Annotated in this window: 19 protein-coding genes; 13 read left to right on the top strand and 6 right to left on the bottom strand. The window is 35.4% G+C overall.

The features are described from left to right. Positions 1–53: 53 nt before the first annotated feature. Positions 54–692, bottom strand: coding sequence for a hypothetical protein (locus ACQKNX_RS19375; RefSeq protein WP_427430257.1), 639 nt, complete (start codon positions 690–692; stop codon positions 54–56). 369 nt (positions 693–1,061) lie between these two features. Between ACQKNX_RS19375 and ACQKNX_RS19370 the strand changes: the two genes are divergently transcribed. The 8 genes from ACQKNX_RS19370 to zupT all read left to right on the top strand — a co-directional run bounded on the left by ACQKNX_RS19370 (position 1,062) and on the right by zupT (position 8,386). Beyond that, a complete protein-coding gene (locus ACQKNX_RS19370; protein ID WP_427430256.1) occupies positions 1,062–1,964 on the top strand; it encodes a polyprenyl synthetase family protein in 903 nt (300 codons plus the stop codon). 11 nt (positions 1,965–1,975) lie between these two features. Beyond that, positions 1,976–2,134, top strand: a complete 159-nt coding sequence (comX, locus tag ACQKNX_RS19365; RefSeq protein ID WP_340821994.1) for a competence pheromone ComX — start codon at positions 1,976–1,978, stop codon at positions 2,132–2,134. 47 nt (positions 2,135–2,181) lie between these two features. Beyond that, a complete protein-coding gene (locus tag ACQKNX_RS19360; protein WP_427430380.1) occupies positions 2,182–4,425 on the top strand; it encodes a sensor histidine kinase in 2,244 nt (747 codons plus the stop codon). Then, the gene (locus ACQKNX_RS19355; protein ID WP_427430379.1) at positions 4,409–5,023 is read left to right on the top strand and encodes a response regulator; all 615 of its coding nucleotides are present in this window, start codon (positions 4,409–4,411) and stop codon (positions 5,021–5,023) included. Before ACQKNX_RS19360 ends, ACQKNX_RS19355 begins: the two co-directional genes overlap by 17 nt. 441 nt (positions 5,024–5,464) lie before the next feature. Then, entirely contained in the window at positions 5,465–6,364 is a 900-nt protein-coding gene (locus tag ACQKNX_RS19350) for a hypothetical protein (protein WP_427430255.1), read from the top strand. A 37-nt stretch (positions 6,365–6,401) separates the two neighbouring features. Further along, complete coding sequence (locus tag ACQKNX_RS19345; protein WP_340821996.1) at positions 6,402–6,536, top strand: hypothetical protein; 135 nt, start codon at positions 6,402–6,404, stop codon at positions 6,534–6,536. 88 nt (positions 6,537–6,624) lie between these two features. Further along, on the top strand, positions 6,625–7,230 hold the full coding sequence (locus ACQKNX_RS19340) for a phosphatase PAP2 family protein (protein WP_427430378.1): 606 nt from the start codon (positions 6,625–6,627) through the stop codon (positions 7,228–7,230). A 328-nt stretch (positions 7,231–7,558) separates the two neighbouring features. Next, entirely contained in the window at positions 7,559–8,386 is an 828-nt protein-coding gene (gene zupT, locus ACQKNX_RS19335; protein WP_427430254.1) for a zinc transporter ZupT, read from the top strand. Positions 8,387–8,422: 36 nt separating this feature from the next. On the opposite strand, the gene ACQKNX_RS19330 is transcribed toward zupT, so the two are convergent. From ACQKNX_RS19330 to thrC, 3 genes are read right to left on the bottom strand one after another with little or no spacing between them, the layout of a single operon-like run. Then, positions 8,423–9,088, bottom strand: a complete 666-nt coding sequence (locus tag ACQKNX_RS19330) for a 2-hydroxy-3-keto-5-methylthiopentenyl-1-phosphate phosphatase (protein ID WP_427430253.1) — start codon at positions 9,086–9,088, stop codon at positions 8,423–8,425. 52 nt (positions 9,089–9,140) lie between these two features. Then, positions 9,141–10,034: a homoserine kinase gene (gene thrB, locus ACQKNX_RS19325; RefSeq protein WP_427430252.1), complete on the bottom strand. Its 894-nt coding sequence runs from the start codon at positions 10,032–10,034 to the stop codon at positions 9,141–9,143. After that, positions 10,031–11,083 carry a threonine synthase gene (gene thrC / locus ACQKNX_RS19320; protein ID WP_427430251.1) on the bottom strand — a complete coding sequence of 351 codons (1,053 nt, stop codon included), beginning with the start codon at positions 11,081–11,083 and terminating at the stop codon, positions 10,031–10,033. Before thrC ends, thrB begins: the two co-directional genes overlap by 4 nt. 204 nt (positions 11,084–11,287) lie before the next feature. Between thrC and ACQKNX_RS19315 the strand changes: the two genes are divergently transcribed. Further along, complete coding sequence (locus tag ACQKNX_RS19315) at positions 11,288–12,502, top strand: MFS transporter (protein WP_427430250.1); 1,215 nt, start codon at positions 11,288–11,290, stop codon at positions 12,500–12,502. Positions 12,503–12,860: 358 nt separating this feature from the next. Next, positions 12,861–13,727 (top strand): MurR/RpiR family transcriptional regulator, encoded by an 867-nt coding sequence (locus ACQKNX_RS19310; RefSeq protein WP_427430249.1) that lies wholly within the window; start codon positions 12,861–12,863, stop codon positions 13,725–13,727. 122 nt (positions 13,728–13,849) lie between these two features. On the opposite strand, the gene ACQKNX_RS19305 is transcribed toward ACQKNX_RS19310, so the two are convergent. Then, complete coding sequence (locus ACQKNX_RS19305; protein WP_427430248.1) at positions 13,850–14,656, bottom strand: N-acetyltransferase family protein; 807 nt, start codon at positions 14,654–14,656, stop codon at positions 13,850–13,852. Positions 14,657–14,987: 331 nt separating this feature from the next. Between ACQKNX_RS19305 and ACQKNX_RS19300 the strand changes: the two genes are divergently transcribed. Beyond that, positions 14,988–15,914 carry a manganese-dependent inorganic pyrophosphatase gene (locus ACQKNX_RS19300; protein WP_427430247.1) on the top strand — a complete coding sequence of 309 codons (927 nt, stop codon included), beginning with the start codon at positions 14,988–14,990 and terminating at the stop codon, positions 15,912–15,914. Between the two features lie 282 nt (positions 15,915–16,196). Here ACQKNX_RS19300 and ACQKNX_RS19295 read toward each other — a convergent pair whose 3' ends face one another. Then, positions 16,197–17,576, bottom strand: a complete 1,380-nt coding sequence (locus tag ACQKNX_RS19295; protein WP_427430245.1) for an FAD-dependent oxidoreductase — start codon at positions 17,574–17,576, stop codon at positions 16,197–16,199. A gap of 126 nt (positions 17,577–17,702) precedes the next feature. Between ACQKNX_RS19295 and ACQKNX_RS19290 the strand changes: the two genes are divergently transcribed. Together ACQKNX_RS19290 and ACQKNX_RS19285 are read left to right on the top strand one after the other, a co-directional pair. Further along, complete coding sequence (locus ACQKNX_RS19290) at positions 17,703–18,410, top strand: DsbA family oxidoreductase (RefSeq protein WP_427430244.1); 708 nt, start codon at positions 17,703–17,705, stop codon at positions 18,408–18,410. A gap of 241 nt (positions 18,411–18,651) precedes the next feature. After that, positions 18,652–19,278 carry an FMN-dependent NADH-azoreductase gene (locus tag ACQKNX_RS19285; RefSeq protein ID WP_427430243.1) on the top strand — a complete coding sequence of 209 codons (627 nt, stop codon included), beginning with the start codon at positions 18,652–18,654 and terminating at the stop codon, positions 19,276–19,278. The last annotated feature ends 164 nt before the right edge of the window (positions 19,279–19,442 follow it).

Genomic DNA, 19,442 nt, shown 5'->3' with positions numbered 1-19,442 from the left:
ATTTTATTTAAATTCAGTTGCACTTAAAGCTGTGCTTAACGTAAAATATCGGCTTAATGTTTAATGGAAGCTTTACTCCAAATATTAAAGGCTGAGTTGATGTTGAAGGAGATGCCGCTATTATTAATGAATAATCCTGTAATATTGGTTGGGTAGTACTGATAGGCGTCATTTTTCTCTGTAACTGTATTAACCATTTTTGAAGAGGTATTATAATCTATATTTTTGAAATCGGTCAGCGAGTCTGTAAAGCTGCTTATTTCAACGACGTTACTGCTGTTTTGACCATTCTGCGTTCCTCTAGCATAAACAATACAGTACTGTGAAGTTTTATAGAGCATCGGTGTATGGATATTCAAACCAGATGTAAAAGGGCTCACTAAAGACAATAATGGTAAATCTTTTTCTGGTACTTTTACAATGTCATGTTGCGCCATATACGTGTTTAGTTTTTGCTGAAAAGTATCTTCAAATCCAGGAATATCACAAATGAAATTAGAAATAGAAGACTTATGTTTAAACTCAGCTAAAGCTTCTTGATAAGCACGTTGTTCAGCTTGAATGATCAATTGTTCAATAGATTGTTGTTCATTAGAAGGTTTTTTAATAGTAATTTCTTCTGCAGAGACAGATATTGTACAGGAAAAAGTTTCTGTAAGTATTAACACGTTGTCATTTACTCCATTAGTCATTTCAATCACTCCTTAATGTTGGAGAATATATTATAGAGAATTTATCATACGGCTTAAATTGCAAATCGAGTCACATACAATACTAATGAATTTTACTTATCTTAAGCGTAACATCAGTCAGGACGCCATTTCAATGGTCAGTTAACGCCAAAAACTGGCGGTCACCTTTGTGACACCGCCAGTTTTTTACTATTTCTTAGCAAAAAATGGCGTGCTTTCTATGAATACCGCCAATTTTTGGCGGTATTTATGTATTTATAATAGTGATAAATAGAAGATATGAGTGATTCATTTAACATATAAATACTAGAATTAATTCCCATTAATATGTATAATATTTAACAATATATTTAGGGGAGTAGAGGACTATTGAGTGATATAGACGGACGTATTAATGATTCTTTAGACAGTCTGATTGAAAATGATTTGATGCTTGGTGATGAATTAAAGTCAATGCTTAAAAGTTTTAAAGCAGAAAAGAAAGTAATAGGCTATTCATTTGGTAAACTCTGTTTTTGGCATTATGAAGCATTTGTTGATTGTTTGAATGAAGATATATATAAAGTTGCTGCAGCTATTGAACTTCTAATTTTGTCCTATGATATTATTGATGATTTGCAGGATAAGGATACAGACTATATTTGGAGCAAAACACCTGAACTTTCTTTAAATGCGGCACTTGCCTTGCTCGTAATGTCATCTAGAGCTATAAATAACACTTCTTTTGAACATAAAGATAAAGCCATTCGTCTACTTGAACAATATGCTTTACGTAGTATTAGTGGTCAGCAGTTAGATGTACTTAATGCTTGTCGAGATGAGCAATCCTACTTACACATGATCGACCAAAAATCAGGGTCACTTACAGCAATGAGTTGCGTCATTGGTGAGGTACTTGCAAAAGGGAAGGTGACTGACGAAATAGAGGAGTACGGAAAATGCATAGGTATTATCCAACAAATTAAAAATGATATTCTAGATTTAAAAACGTGGGGACCTAAAAATGATCTTTTAAACAGAAAGTATTCATTGCCAATTATTTATCTAATGGCACAAAAAAATAGTGTATCAAAATCTGTGATAAACTATTATAATAAAGATATAGTTACATTTTTGGATAATAATGTTACAGAACTTGAGTTGACAAACAGTGGTGCAATACGTTATGCGGTTGCAATAAAAAATCTCTATAAGATAAAAGCATTGAATAATCTTGAAAAAGTTGCTATAAACAAGTTAGGTAAAGAATACCTAATAAAACTAATGAAATGAGGAGAGATTTTATGATTAATGTAATTCAGTATCTAGAAGAAAACCCAGCACTAGTACCACTGTTAAAAGAACAAAAAGTTGCATTAATTGGTATTTCAGCAATTGAACAACAGGCAATACTTGACTCATTCGAAGATGTACTATGCTTAAGAGACCCTATTTGGAATTAAATTTATATAATCAAAAATGGTTTATGCTTGCTATAAGTGTTTACATAATGCTAGGTTTCTACCTGCTATATGTTCCTTATAGCAAGCCTTATTTGGGTATAAATTTGATAGAGGAAAAGGGAAACTGGGTAATAGAACATTCACATGATCAACTAGTGGATGGTCAAAAAATATCTGCGGGGGATATTGTATTAAAAATAGATAATATTGAAATAGAAGATATTTCTTATATTAAGTATGATTTGACAATTAGGGCTGCAAATTCACTAACAATATTACAGCCAAACGGAAAAATAATTGATATTAAACCAAGAGGTTTAGATTTTTCAGAGCGGTTTTATTATATTTTATTAATCCCTGCATGTTACTATTTTCTTACATTATTTGTTGTATGTTATTTGCATTTTAAACAAAAAAATACTTCGCTTTTAAGATTGCTCATCTTATTTATGCTAACTGTTTCCTTGGCTTATGTAAGTATTGGTGCATCTGGTAGTCTCGACATCATAGGAATTATGGTCAATCGAGGTAGTATGCTGTTATGTTTAGTGTTACTGTTACATTTTTTAAGAAACTATTATTCATTTTTAAAAGCTAATTGGTTACTTTTTAACAATATAAAATTATTTTATTTATTGCCTCTAATTGCGATGTTACTTAGCTATGTTGGCATTATTAATAATAATTTGCATAACTTTCTTTCTTATATTGTTTTAGCTACTTTTTTGATTTTACTTATTTTAATACTCATTATGTTAATGCTAAGTTATTTTAAATATAAATCACCTCAGTTAAAAATTTTAATGAATAGTGTAATGATTCCATTTCTTCCATTCTTATTTCTCTATGCACTTCCAAATATACTATTTCATCATCCTGTGCTTTCCGCCGAAATCAGTGCTTTGTTTTTATTATTGATTCCTTTTAGTTTTATTTTCACACAACTAACGGAACGATTATTTGACATTGAGTATCATATTACAAGGCTTCGTTACTATGTCATATTTTCTGTAATTTTTACTGCATGGTTTACTTTTGGTTTGTATTGGATCGCGGGAAAATTTTTAACTAAGACTATTATGTCAGGTGTTTCATTATTTACGTTTTTATCGTTAATTGTTCTTTTCTACATAAAAGAAAAGGTAGATTATCGCAAGCGAAAAATTTTGTTTTCTACTAAAGGGGATTATATACATCAGTTATATACTGCTGTAGATAGAATTGGTAAGACGATTAAATTAGACGAGCTTCTAGAAAAGTTTGCTCAGGAAGTTTCGCTGCACCTAGAGCTTGAGCATGTATTTGTATTAACCTATGACTATGACACAAATCAGTTTACTTCAATGGTTGAGGGAAAGGTTCCGATAAATCCTATGCTAATGGAAGATTTGAAATTAGGAGAAATACGGAAAATTGACAAAGTCTATCTAGCTTTCCTCCATCAAGATGCTCATTACAAAAGAGCCTTAGTATTGGGGCATAACAATTCAATTCATTTAAAAGATGAAGAGCTTTTATGGCTCGAATTGCTCCTGTTATATGTAAATAACTTTATTGAAAATACAAAAATGGTGGAAGAACTGTTAGAGGAACTAAAGCATATGAAGCAAGCAGATGAAGGTCAATTACCTTGGCTAAATAAGCTGTTATGGCTAAGGTTTGAAGAGGAGAAATATCAATTAGCTCAAGAGTTGCATGATACTAATTTACAAGAGCAACTCCATATTGCTCGTGAAGTAGATGTTTTAATCAATGCCAAAGATACTATAGAAATCCAACAAAAACTTGTCAAGATTCATAAACAAATGGTTGCATCTTTACATGATTTAAGAGCATATTGTGAGAATCTAAAGCCCCCATTGTTAGACACGTTAGGGCTAAATGCCGCATTAGAAAAGCTCATTCGAAAAGTAACGGAAAGGGCTAACTTTTTGTTAATTTATACAATAGACCGTCTTTATTTAGAGGATGAACGAATGAATTTAATGATTTATCGTCTATTTCAAGAAATACTCAATAATGCTTTGAAACATTCCTATGCGACAACGGTTGAAATTCACCTCAAGGAAATGGACAATGGATTTGAAATCATCTATAGGGATGATGGAGTAGGTTGTAATGTTAATGATATTATTGTTGCTGAATCGATGGGAATCCGTGGTATGCAAGAGCGTGTAAAAGCATTTGATGGACACTTTTACATTGATACTCAAGTTAATGAAGGGATGTCTATTAGAATTACAGTAAAAGAAGGAAGTGACACACTTGATAACGATGCTCATAGTGGATGATCATCCTATTGTGTTAGAGGGAACGAAAAATTTATTTAAAGAGAATGAAGACATTTTAGTTGATACAGAGAGTGATGCAACTTCAGTAATACCAAAAATTAAAGACAAGCCATATGATATTTATCTAATTGATATCAATATGCCTTTAGAAAATGGCATTCATTTAGCGAGAAATATTAAAGCGATACAAATAGATGCTTCGATAATCCTTTATACGGGGGATGACATCACAGATTATTACCCACTAATTTTAGAAAAGAAAATAGATGGGATTTTAGCCAAAACAGCTTCTAAAGAGCAGATTTTACGGACGGTTCGTGCCATTGCAAATGGAGAAATTGTTTTGCCCAAAAATTTCTTAGACTTTCTAGATAATCGATTTAAATTACAAGATGCTAAGCTCGATATACATTTAAATGAAAAAGAAAAGAAAATTTTAAGATTGATTGCTGAAGGGCATACAAATAAAGCGATAGCTATAGAGTTAAACATTCCTCAACGAACAACTGAGAGATATTTAACACAACTGTTTTCCTTGCTAAATGTAGATTCGCGAACAGAAGCAGTAAATCTTGCTGAACGAATGAATTTACTATAGCTTAGCTATATGTTATTATAAAAGTTAATTGTTATATTTTTCTATAAAAGGGTAGTATTTAGGTAATGTAAAGACACTATAATATTAATCAAGACAATATTCTTTTTTAATATAACTAAATACCTATAAATCCGAATGAACACCGCCATTTTTTGGCGGTGTTTTTTTCGTGCCCGCCAAATCACGCCAAAAAAATAGCTAAGTCCGCCAAAAAACTGGCGTAAACCCAACATTGAAATGGTGGTATAAGTACTGGTACGCTTAGATTAATCAAGGTTAAGTAATTTTTTCCATAGTGAGTAATAGTTTAAGAGAATATATCGTTGAAATAAGCAGTTTAACTATTTATTTATATAGTAGAAAATGTAGTAGATTTTTTAAGGATGTTACTAGCTGGACAGCATACTCACGAAAAAACTTTAATAAAGGTAGGCGTATAATTTGAAAGTAGAACTTGAAAATTTAATTTCTATAGATGAATCTAACCAAGATCAAGTCATTAAAGTTTATAATCGCTACGGTATTTATGTAGGTGCGCCTGAAATCAGAAAAAGAAATTTGAAGGCATCTTTTAATCCTATTTTTACTTTAAATGAAGATGTGACGTATGAGCAGGTGGCAGCATTATATAAATCGTTGGAACATGAGTTGGGCATTGTATCTATTGGGGAACGTTTTTATTTTGACTTTTCAGACAGTGAATACGAACAAACGCCATTATTTACGTTAAACTCTACGGGCAACTCGCCAGAAATGTTTTTAGATGATCGAGGCACTTTATTTTCAATAAGTACATATTGTAAGCATTGTGGGCTTATGGAAAAAGAGCAACTTTCACCATTAGTTATTGATACTTCGCAAATGAAAGATCGTCATTTAGTCCATGTGAGTGGGTACTGGGTGGCCTCTGAAGAATTAGCAGCATTAATGAAGCAAGCAAATATTGAAGGCTATGAACTTCTAGAAGTAATTCATAGTGGATCAGAAGTAGGGAAGCAACTTGCATATCAAATAATACCTACCCAAATGCTACCAGTTAGTAATGCTGAAAGAATAAAGCTGTATTTTGCAACTGAGCAGCCACCTTGTAAATGTGGGTTAAGTGGTGTAATTCTAGGCCCTGATAATTACGATGCTAAAGATATTATGAATTTAAATGGAGATGTATTCTATTCTTCAGAGTGGAGTCATGATGGCAGCTATCTTTACAGAAAAACAATATTCAGTAGAAAGTTCAGAGATTTAATTATTAATAATCATATTTCTCGAGAAGTTAGAGGGGAAAAGGATCGAAACTTCGGACCGAAAGATTGGTTATTCGATCCAGTATTATTGAAATAGTTTGAACTATAGAATAATAAAAGGTGAGGGAGTGTTGATGTTGTTTAGAAAAATACTACCTATCGTTGCTATTTTATTTATCGTAGCATTAGCGCTTTCAAATTACTTTAATAAGCCGAATGAAGAATCCATTATATTAGCTAATATAATTAAGTACATTTTTATGCTATAAATCAGATGTCGTATATTTTCTCAAGTTCACCTAATTATGGTATGATGTGAAAAAACATTGCGTGAATGTGCTTTGAGGTGAAATTTTGATAAAAAAATGGTCATATCCATTAGCGATTGTAACACTTATTGTATTTTTTGCTTTGCGCTTAACATACAACAGTGACATGATTTTAAGCTTCGATAAAAAAGTGGCAGAAATACTGTTTGGCAATCGGTATATAGAGATTTTTCATTATATTGGTGAGCCTAAATTTGTAGTCGCGGTCGCTATTATATTAATTGTATATTTAGCATGGGGAGCGAAAAATTACCGGGGCATGTTATTTGTAGTGTTAACATTTGCCGTAGGGAATGTGTTAAATCAAATGTTGAAAAAATGGGTGCAACGTCCGCGCCCTGAAATAGAAGATCAATTAACATCATTCAGTTTTCCATCCGGACATGCTATGTCAGGCCTATTGTATTTATTTACTGTCGCCTATTTATTATCTGAAAATAACACTAAGGCACGTCAAATACAGCTTTGGATAGGTGCAATTGTGCTAACAATTCTTATTGGCCTATCACGAGTAGCAGGAGCGCGTCATTTTGCCTCAGATGTGCTAGCTGGGTGGAGTATAGGTTACACATGGTTCATCATTTGCGTTCTTTGGTATGAACGACGTAAGCGACTGTTTAAACCCAAAAATTAAGTGCCAGTCACCCAAACAATTCTGAATTTTTATAGCATCCAAGTAAAAATCCACGAAGACTCCTGCAGGAATAGTACTAGAAGTAAGATGCAAAAGGCGGCAGCGACGGTTGCGTCTTACAAAGTGGCCTGCGAAAAGCGAAGTGGATTTTTAAGCTTTCGATAACCTAAATTAAGCATTTGTCAGCAGTACCGTATCCAAGGTACTGCTTTTTTATGATTTTTTTATGTGATATCAATAAAGTATTTTCCTTGCAAAAAAGAATTGCTTATAGGAAACTTTTAAGCTAAGATGAGTACAATGAAAAAAAGAGAAAAGGAAGAAGGAATTGGAAGGACAAATTTTATTTGCTTTAGGGTTAACCCTTTTTGCTGGACTTGCAACAGGAGTAGGAAGTTTAATCGCATTTTTTACCTCAAGAACTAATACTAAATTTTTATCACTAGCTCTTGGTTTTTCGGCAGGGGTTATGATTTATGTGTCACTTGTAGAAATTTTTGTGAAAGCAAAGGATGCATTAACCAATGCCTTAGGTACAACTAATGGTTATTGGATGACGATAGCGGGTTTCTTTGGCGGAATGTTATTTATAGCTTTGATTGATAAGTTTATTCCGAAATCGACTAATCCTCATGAAGTAAAGCTTGTGGAAGATGTTAATGCTATTAAACCACAGGTAGATGAAAGCCACTTAATGAAAATGGGCGTATTCACTGCACTTGCAATAGGTATTCACAATTTTCCTGAAGGCATAGCAACATTTATGTCTGCTATGAATGACCCGAATGTTGGCATTGCGATTGCAATTGCTGTAGCCATTCATAATATCCCTGAAGGAATTGCTGTCTCCGTTCCTATTTATTTTGCTACAGGAAATCGTAGAAAAGCATTTAAACTTTCTTTTTTATCGGGGTTAGCAGAGCCTGTTGGTGCGCTAGTAGCTTATTTACTCTTAATGCCGTTTTTATCGGATGTCATGTTCGGTATTGTATTTGCAGGTGTTGCAGGAATAATGGTATTTATATCATTAGATGAGCTACTACCAGCCGCACAGAGGTACGATGAAACACATTTATCAATGTATGGTTTAGTTGCCGGAATGGCAGTAATGGCTATTAGTTTAGTATTATTAGCTAAGTGCTTAACTTGCTATTAAAAAAGGAATCTAGTCTTATCGGCTAGATTCCTTTTATTATGCTTCTATCAATTCCTTAACTGTCTCTAAGCAGTCATAAAAAGTGTTAAAAGGCTTATAAGGGATATGTAAATCTTTACAGCGATCAATTAATTGCTCCCTAGCTAACACTAAATCTGCTTGTTTAGCAGCTTCAAAATCGGAAATAGAGTCACCGATAACGATCTTAAATTGATCGTGCTGTGCCATTTCTCGCATGACAGTTGGCTTGCAACAACCACAACTTTGTGTTGGGAATTTTGCACAATGCTCATCGCAGCTATGAGGATAGACAACGGTGATTTGCTCTCCAGAAAAGTCAGCACTATTGCAATAAATTCCTGAAAAGGGTCCGAATCTTTCAAGCAATGGTTGAATGAAAAAATCTACACCGCCACTAACAATGTAAAATGGAATGTCGTGCTCCTGCGCATAGCGGACAAATTCGCTAAAGCCCTCACGGATAACGGTGGTCTCCTTCAAATATTGAATGATATCATCTTTTTGGTTAGTCGATAAAAGATCAAACATAGCAGTAATACCTTCTTTAAAGCTAATTGTTTGAGCCATCATTGCCTTTGCAATTTTCTCAGATTGCTCAGGAACGAAATGCGTCATCAGGGAGACAATATTATCTGTTTCTGTAATAGTGCCATCAAAATCGCAGAAAATAATTGGTTTCAATGTACTTCCTCCTTCAAGAAAAAACGCCTACTTTGAAGTAGACGTTCTACAATTATTTTACTTGTACACCATGCTCATCGGCCTTCGTTAAGATGACTTGATGTTCTGGGAACTTTGCCTGCATTGTTGTAACAAAGTCATCAGCAATAGTAGTTGGAATAATGGAAATGAGTGTCGGACCCGCTCCACTTAATGCTGTACCGTATGCACCATGTGCTTTTGCAGCTTCACGGATTTCTGCATATTGAGGTATCAATGTTGAACGGAAAGGTTCATGGAACAAATCCGCTTCCATGTAGTGTCCTGCACGTTTAAAATCTCGTGACATTAAAGATGCAGCTAGCATATTAGCGTTTGCAGAGGCATGTACGGCATATGCTCGATCTAATTGTTTTGGTAAAACGGAGCGAGACTCACTCGTTTTTAGCTCAACATCTGGTACGTACACAACAAAAGAAGCATTAATATCATTTACATGGAATGTATCTACTATTCCGATTTCATCCATTGAGGAAATCGTCAAGCCACCAAGTACCGAGGCAGTCGCATTATCAGGATGCCCTTCAATTTGAGAAGATAAATTTAGTTTATCCTGTATAGTTAACTTTAAATCGCATAATTGGTTAGCTAGCTCAATACCCGCTACAATGACAGCAGCACTACTTCCTAAACCACGGGCTAATGGTAGTTCACTTGCCATTTCAACTCGGCAAGCAGGTAATTGTTTATTATACTGACCAGCAATTTTTTTGGTAATAATGTATAGTAAATGTTGTTCTAGCTCAAATTCACTAGGACCGTTGTCATCGAGATGTATGATCTCCCAATTATCCTGTAGGGAAACATCTAATTTCAAATAAAGAGACAAGCCGAGTCCGATAGAATCAAAGCCAGGGCCTAAATTGGCTGTGCTCCCAGGAACGGTAATTTGCCACTTTTTACTCATAGTACATCCTCGATATATTTACGAATTTGTTCTTCATCATTTTTAAGAGATACGACGTCTACTGTTGAAACGTTCATTGCAGTATCTGGATCTTTTAAGCCGTTACCAGTAAATACTGTCACGACTTTTGAGCCTTTAGCAATTTTACCGTTTTCAACAGATTTAATAACACCTGCTAATGATGCAGCTGAACCGGGCTCAACAAAAATTCCTTCAGTTCCTGCGATTAGTTTGTAAGCTGCTATAATTTCTTCGTCTGTTACAGAATCAATAATACCGCCAGACTCATCACGAGCTGCTTCAGCAAATTGCCAGCTAGCAGGGTTTCCGATTCGGATAGCTGTTGCAACTGTTTCTGGGTTAGGGATTGCTTCACCTTTTACAATTGCTGCGGCTCCTTCTGCTTCAAAGCCGTACATTTTTGGTAAACCTGAAGCTTTCACATCGTTATATTCTTTAAAGCCTTTCCAGTAAGCAGTGATGTTACCTGCGTTCCCAACTGGTATGCATAAATAGTCTGGAGCAGAACCTAAAGCGTCCACAATTTCAAATGAAGCTGTTTTTTGCCCTTCAATACGGTATGGGTTAACTGAATTGACAAGTGCTACTGGAGTCGTCTCACTTACTTGGCGCACAATATTTAAAGCATCATCAAAATTGCCATCAATTTCAATAATTTTTGCACCGTACATTGTCGCTTGTGCTAGTTTACCAAGGGCTACTTTCCCTTTAGGAATAACTACAATCGACTGAATACCTGCGCGAGCTGCGTAAGCTGCAGCTGCTGCTGAAGTATTTCCTGTTGAGGCACAAATTACACATTTACTACCGTCCTCAATAGCCTTTGCTACCGCAAATACCATACCACGGTCTTTGAAAGAGCCGGTTGGATTTGCGCCTTCTATTTTACCATAAAGCTCGATACCAAGCTGTTTTGATAGATTAACTAAATGTATAAGAGGCGTATTGCCTTCGTTTAATGTTAGCGCAGGTGTATTTTCTGTTACGGGTAAAAATTGTTTATATTCTTCAATAAGGCCTTTCCACATAACGTAACGATCTCCTTTTGTTCTCATAGAAAGAACAGTTGTTTTTGTATAAGAGACATTTTAACGCAAATGACTATATATTTTCAATAGCAATTAATAAATTGTCTAAACAATTCGGTCATTTGAATTTTACTTGTCACTTTCTCGAAACAACTGTATAGTAAACTCGTAATGTAAAGTCATGTGTAAAGACAGGTGGTTATAATGACAACAATAAAGACAGAACAATCCATTTCACGTAACAAGCTCTTAGGAGTTGCAGGTGTTGGCTGGCTCTTTGATGCGATGGATGTCGGTATTTTATCTTTCGTTATTACTGCGCTAGCGGTAGATTGGGATTTAACAAAAAGTCAAATGGGCTGGATTGGTAGTATCAATTCTATTGGTATGGCAGTAGGGGCACTGGCATTTGGAATTTTTGCCGATAAAGTCGGGCGTAAGCAAGTTTTTATGTGGACACTAATTCTATTTTCCGTCGCAAGCGGCATTTCCGCATTTACGACAACATTAGTAGCATTTATGGCATTACGTTTTTTAGTAGGGATGGGGCTCGGAGGAGAACTACCAGTAGCATCTACACTTGTTTCTGAGAGTGTGGAGGCGAAAGAACGTGGAAGAGTAGTCGTATTACTGGAAAGCTTTTGGGCAGCAGGTTGGCTAATTGCAGCACTTATATCTTATTTTGTCATACCTACATGGGGGTGGCGTGTAGCTTTATTATTAACAGCTGTTCCTGCAGTGTACGCTATTTACCTTCGTTGGCATTTGCCAGATTCACCGCAATTTACTGCAAAGGCTGAATCAAAAAAGCGCAGTGTCTTTCTCAATATACGGGAAGTATGGTCGAAAAAATATGCACGTTCGACATTAATGTTATGGGTGCTTTGGTTCACCGTTGTATTCTCGTATTACGGCATGTTCTTATGGTTGCCGAGCGTAATGGTAGGAAAAGGTTTTGATATGATTACTAGCTTTAAGTATGTACTGATTATGACGTTAGCACAGCTGCCAGGATACTTCACAGCTGCATGGTTTATCGAAAAGTTCGGACGGAAATTTGTACTTATTTCCTATTTAATTGGAACGGCTGTAAGTGCTTTCATTTTTGGTAATGCTGAGACGATGGCAGTGCTATTAATATCGGGTATGTTTTTATCTTTCTTTAACTTAGGTGCATGGGGTGCACTATACGCTTACACACCAGAACAGTATCCAGCAGTTATTCGTGGTACAGGTGCAGGCATGGCAGCGGCAGTTGGAAGAATTGGCGGTATTTTTGGGCCGTTATTAGTAGGATCCTTGTTAACAGCAGGCTATGATATTGGCTATATTTTTGCGATTTTCTGTGGTGCAATAATTATCGGGGTCATTGGTGTTATATTTTTAGGGACAGAAACAAAACAAATTGAATTAGAATAAAAAAGAAAGTCTTGGATTCTATTTGAATCCAAGACTTTTTTAAATGCTCGTCCTTTAAAAAATAAAATAATAATTTATTTTTATACACATTTATCTGAAATGTGTTAAAATTTCGAATTGAATATTGTATACAGTAGAAATTATAATATTAATAAGGATATTTTTAATATTGAAGATACAAAGATTATATGTCAATTTATTACGAACTATTGCATTAGTGTATTAATGTGTTAAAGATTTTTCTGAAAAGTCATTGTATTCAAATTGTAATCGTGATACTGTATTTTTAATCGAATTTAGAATCAGTAGGGAATAATCTCCATTCGTGATAATTTCTTTGAAAGAAAGGTTGTTAGGAATGAGTATAAAAGAAGATATAAAGAAAAGGTATGTCAGGCTGTCAAAAGGACAACGTAAAGTCGCGCAATTTGTTATGAGTAATCCAGCGGTTGTCATTGCCAATGGGGCGGCTGAAGTGGGTAGACAAGCGAATGTAAGTGAATCAACCGTTATTCGTTTTTGTTATGCAATGGATTTGTCAGGTTATGTCGAGCTACAGGAGGAATTAAGAAGTTATTTAAACTCTCAAAATGAGGGAACGCCTCTCCAATCTACATATATGACGAGCAAGCAGAAGACTTCTAGCGTTGGCAAGGTAATGCAACGCGACATGCAAAACATTCAAGATACAATACATCTCATTAACGATAGTATGCTTCAGAAAAGCTCGAAATGGATGCATGAAGCAGATACTATTTATATTTTAGGTGCACGCCAAGATGCTTCCGTTGCAAATTGGTTATCGTATACGTTAAAAACTTTACGAACAAATATCAAGCAGTTGCGAACAGATTCAGATGATCTTGTTCAACAAATAAACAGTATGAGCGAACGTACAACGTTAATCGTCTTTTCATGTGATAAACAATCCAATGATGTCAAAACAATTGTTGAAATTGCTAAAATGAAAAAGGTGAAAATCATTGCTATTACAGGTTCGGCGTTGTCTCCAATAAGGGATTATGCAAGTGCGTTGTTTGCATTAGGCTTGAAAAATCAATCTTCTTTGGACATTGTGCCAGTACTGTTTTCCTTTATGCATGCATTGATTGAGGAAATGATTAGCCAAGATAAAGAGCGGTATGAGCAATATCAACAATCGTATGAACAAGTTGAAAATAATTTATTGTTTTTAGACATTGCAAGAGAGAAACAAGTATTTTAATAAAATACAGCGTATAGATTGGGGTACAGCCACTAATCTATACGTTTTTTACGATAGGTGATTTCGAATTAGAAGTAAAAAAAGATGTCCAAATAAGGCATTAGACATCCTTGGGAAATAATTTATAAAATTTTGCTGAAGCTATATTCAGCCTTAAAAGTATCTTTTAGTTTAATAGCATTGGCGCGGGTTCCTTCTTGCTGAAACTCATGTTTTTTAAATAACTGTAACGCAGCATCATTATGCTCCATAACGGATAATTCTAAGCGAGATATATCTCTTTTGCTAGCCCAGTCTTCCACTGCATTCATAAGTGCTGAACCGATACCTTTTCGTTGGTGTTCTTTCTTTACGGCCATGTGAATTGATGCAACGTGTTTAGCTTTAGAATGCTTATAACCATGGATAACGGCATAACCCGCAAATGTGCCATTTAAAATGCAAAGTAAAATCGTGCGGTTTTTTAATTGCTTCCAATAAGTTAGGTCTTTTCTTAGCTGCTGTACGGTTAGCTCTAACTCATTTTCTGCATTATACAAAAAGTCAGTTTGCTGAAGGATTTCTTCTTGTAAAAGAATAAATGCTCTAGCATCTGTTGCTTCAATCGCTCGGATTATGTACGCAGAAGTATTTTCGTTATTTTCAGAAATATTGTCCGAAGGTATTTTCTCTTGTGTGCGAGAGAAAGTGACACTCGTGCCCAATTTGACATCAATGACATAATAACCTGCATTTGTCCAAGATAAAAAGTGCGTAAGAGGGGGCTTTGTTTTTTTCCACCAGCTCTTATTCAAATATGCAGCATTGGGTAAAGCTTGTCCCATAATGTTTTCTAATGCGCTAAAGGATAATGTAATCTCATTTTGCGAAGCTACGTCAAAATAGCTTGCTAAAGGAATATACTTTTTTTCCATCTTCTTTGTCATCATAATCCCCATTCCTGTAATTCCTAAAAAAAAAATTGACTACATGATAATAGCATAAAATTATCGTTTCTTGTATAAAAATCACAACTATATATCTATCTAAAATAAGGAAATTTATGCTTAACATAGAAAAAGTAAAATAGTGCATGGTAAAAAATAGATAAACTATAAAATGAAGGGGAATGCTTTTATTATAGTATAGCGCAGCGTGAATGAACAAGAAGATAGTTAACGAAAATGCAGGATGATGAAAGTTTTTCTTTATATCATGTTCTGTCATAAATTATGTTAAAATAAATGAAAATGTAGAAGCCATTTAGGAGGAAAAGTATTAATGAGTAAAGTTTTAGTTTTCGGACATAAAAATCCAGATACAGATACGATTACATCTGCAATAGTATATGCATATTTAAAACAACAAATTGGAGTAGATACTGAAGCAGTACGTCTTGGTGAAGTAAATAACGAAACAAAATATGCCCTAGAGAAATTTGGCTTTGAGGCACCTCGTTTAATTACTTCCGTAGTAGGGGAAGCGGAAAAAGTTATTCTTGTAGACCATAATGAATTCCAACAATCAGCTGATGGAATTGAAGAAGTACAAATTACAGAGGTAATCGACCACCACCGTATTGCAAACTTCCAAACAGCAGACCCATTGTATTATCGTGCAGAGCCAGTTGGTTGCACGGCAACTATTTTAAATAAAATTTTTAAAGAAAATGATGTTGAAGTACCATCAAATATTGCTGGTTTAATGTTATCTGCTATTATTTCTGATACATTATTATATAAATCGCCAACTTGTACAGAACAGGATGTCAAAGCTGCACAAGAGCTAGCAACAATCGCAGGAGTTGACGCTGCTGACTATGGGCTAGCAATGTTGAAAGCAGGCGCTGATCTTTCAGATAAATCATTAGAAGATCTTTTATCATTAGATGCTAAAGAGTTCCAGTTCGGTGAATATAAATCAGTCGTTGCTCAAGTAAATGCTGTCGATATTAATGACGTACTTGGTCGACAAGAGGAATTAGAAATTCTTTTAAACAAAAATGTTGCCGAAAATGGCTTAGACTTATTCTTCTTTGTCGTAACAGATATTTTAAACAATGATTCAACAGCTGTTGCAATTGGACAAGTTGCTGAAGCTGCAGCAAAAGCATTTGGTGCTGAGCTTACAAACAGCCGTGTTGTATTACCAGGTGTTGTTTCCCGTAAAAAACAAATCGTACCTGTATTAACGGAAGCTTTAAAATAATTTAAGGTATAGCCCAAACGTAAATGAGGCTAGGACTAAAAGGAAAAGTGTTAGATTGACTGTCATCAATCTAACACTTTTTTGTATTGGCGATGTTGTCCGCTACGGCTGACCTTTCTATATGCACACTGTAGGCTGCAACGGTCACTATCGCACCGACTGTTACGTCTAACTATGCGTGCAATCCCGCAGGAGTCACCGCCTTCGCAACATTCCACTAAAGCTCTTTGCTATTCCAAAGACAGAATGTAAAGGGAATGCTGACGTAATGGGCTATCCTTTTTAGTCAAGCTTTAAAGGCTGTACCGCTGGCCCCTCTAGCACTTCTCCTTGGGAATTAAAACGGGAGCCGTGGCATGGGCAATCCCACGTTTCGTCTGCTTCATTCCATTTAGTTTTACAGCCTAAATGTGTACAAGTTGGCGCGTTGCCATTTTTAATATGGCCTGAGACAAATTCCTTTGCCACGAAGCCTCCAACCTTTAGCATTTGCATAAATTGTGCACCAAATTTCGTGCGTGCTGGCGAATAGAGTGCACTAGCACCGTTGACATTTGGAGTCTCGGTAATAAGTGATGACAGTAAATCTCCAGCTACAAACGAATTAGAAATCCCCCATTTACGATACCCTGTTGCGATAAAAACATTAGGTAAGGATTTTGTTATTCTACCGACATAAGGTACCATGTCTGGTGTTTCAATATCCTGTGCCGACCATCTATAAAGTGGCTCCTGTCCAAAATGCGTTTTCATTTCATTTTGAATGGCGTCATAATAGGGCTCGGTTTTTGCCGTTTCACCTGCTATATGATTAGCCCCACCGAGAAGCAAATAATGTTCATCATTTATTGTCGTCGTGCGAATAGAACGGGAAGGGAAATCGACGGATAAATATTGTCCTTGGAACGTCTCAGTTATTTTACTTGCGACCATATAAGAGCGATTATTTGAAAGCTTTAATAGTTGTAGTCCTTTGAAGGCTTCAATTGGATAATGTGTGCACAAAATGAGCTTGTTATATTGAACCGATATATTTTTTTCGGTATGTAAGTTATTTTGCGCAATTTGCAGTTGCTGAACACGGGTATTCGCATATAGTTTTGCCCCCATTGATAATGCCTCTTTAATAAGAAAATTGCTAACCATTACAGGATTTATTTGCGCCTGTTGTGATATACTGAGCGCTTTTGTAACAGGGAATGGAAGCTCTGTGTCAGAGGTAATTTTAGACTTTATATTTAATACTTTATAGGCGTTCCACTCTTTTAATAATTGCGAGTAGCCTTCTTTTGTTTGACAATAAAGTAATGAATCCACTTGCTGAATGGACTCTTTAGGTAGTAACTGTAATGCTTTCTCTATAGCAAGCTGATTCAATTGATAGTAAAGCCGAGCATCATCTACAGAAAGCTTTTCGATAAGATTCGCATAAACTAAGCCATGCTGTGCCGTTAATTTTCCTGTTGAATGACCAGTCGTACCATGACTAAGCTTAGCATTTGCCTCAAGCAGTACTACATCAACACCTGCTTTTGCTAAAACATAGGCAGTATATAGTCCAGTTAAACCCCCTCCAATAATACAAACATCACATTTAGTTGAAGCCGTCAATGATGGCAAGGAATCAGAGTCGGTCGTCGCTAGCCAAAGAGATTGTGTCATAGTTAACCCTCACAGTGTTTTTATGCTTAGTATGGAGATTGGTTTGAAAATTTATGCAATGAAGCATAAAAATTGCTTCAAGGGAACGGGTGTCGTTACAATGTAGCAAAAGGAGCGTGTTCAATTATGAAAATTGAAATTTGGTCAGATTATGTTTGTCCATTTTGCTATATTGGCAAAAAGCAATTAGAAAAGGCTATTCAGGATACGGGCTTTGAGGGACAGGTGGAACTTGTTTATAAAAGCTATCAGCTTGATCCAACAACACCAGAAGATACGAATGAGTCAGTCTATGAATCTTTGGCAAAAAAATATAGTATGACAATAGAAAAAGCGAAAGAAATGACGCAAGGTGTGACTGCGCGTGCAAAAGAAGTCGGTTTAAACTATAACTTCGATAAAATGAAGACAGAAAATACATTAAAAGCACATCGACTTGTGAAATGGGCTGAACAACAAGGGGATGCTACAGCACTTGTTGAGGCACTGTTACACAGTCATTTTATAGAAGCAAAGCGCATTAGTCATGATGATGTGTTAGTAAACATAGCAGAACAAGTAGGCCTGAACCGCGATGATGTTATAAAGGTTCTAGCTAGCAACGATTTTGAGGCTGATGTGGAAGTAGATATACAAGAAGGGCTTCAACTTGGCGTGAAAGGGGTTCCGTTTTTTGTGCTAAATCGTAAATACGGTATTTCTGGAGCACAACCACAAGAGGTGTTTGAAAATACTTTACGCAAAGTTGCAGAGGAAGAAGGTTTGCAACCTGCTTTAAAAATGGAAGGCTCTAGTGATGCAGGCGTGTGTACAGATGAGAGCTGTGAATTTTAATTTAATTTAATTCGGTGGCACTTAGGCCCCAGCTGCTGTCTCGGATTTTCAGAGGAGCTTTTTAAGTAGGCTCAAAAAAATCTGGACGCCATTACGTTGTAACGGTTTGGGGCTCATACTAAAATTATTCAGTCAAAAGTCTTAGGTTAGGAACATTGACTTTTTATCCTGATTTTCTTATTATAAGTATATATCTTGAATTCGAGATATTAAACTAAGATATTTAAGGGAGATTTATATAATGAACGTATTAGTAGTAAAAGCTAACAACCGTCCAGACGGAATTTCAACAAAAATGTATGACACTTTCATGGAAAGCGTACAAGATGTAAACGTAACAACATTCGATGTGTATGCTGAAGATATGCCTTACTTCGGTCAAGATCTTTTCAACGCATTTGGTAAAGTGCAAAACGGTGGAGAATTATCTGATATCGAATCACGTCTTTTAGCTGCAAAACAAAAAGCTATGGATGCAGTAACTGCAGCAGATGTTGTTGTATTTGCTTTCCCATTATGGAACTTAACAATCCCAGCTACATTACAAACTTTCATTGACTATGTATACCAAGCTGGTTTCACTTTCAAATATGATGAAAACGGTCAATTAGTTAGCTTAATGACTGATAAAAAAGCTATCATCCTAAATGCTCGTGGTGGTTATTATTCAGCACCAGAAGCACAACCTATGGAAATGTCAGTAAACTACATTAAAAACGTAGTTGGTGGCGTATTCGGTATGGAAATTATTAATGAAGTTATCATTGAAGGTCATAATGCTACACCAGATAAAGCAGAAGAAATTATTGCAAACGGCCTAGAAGCTGTTAAAGAAGTAGCAAAATCTTTACAAGCTGTAAAAGCATAAGTAACTTTTTTTTACTAAAAGTCCTCTCATTATTGAGAGGATTTTTTTTTTGTTTTTATAAAGGTATGGTAGACGTATAAAGGTCTGACATATTGGTGTTGTGCATTTATTAAACATTTACATAAAATAACATACTATAAATAAAGAAAATTAAGAAATGATAA

It is taken from the genome of Lysinibacillus sp. NPDC093712, assembly GCF_050280025.1.
Taxonomy (GTDB): Bacteria; Bacillota; Bacilli; order Bacillales_A; family Planococcaceae; genus Lysinibacillus.
Note: the sequence above shows the minus strand (reverse complement) of the source record. Positions and strands in the feature narration are given on the sequence as shown.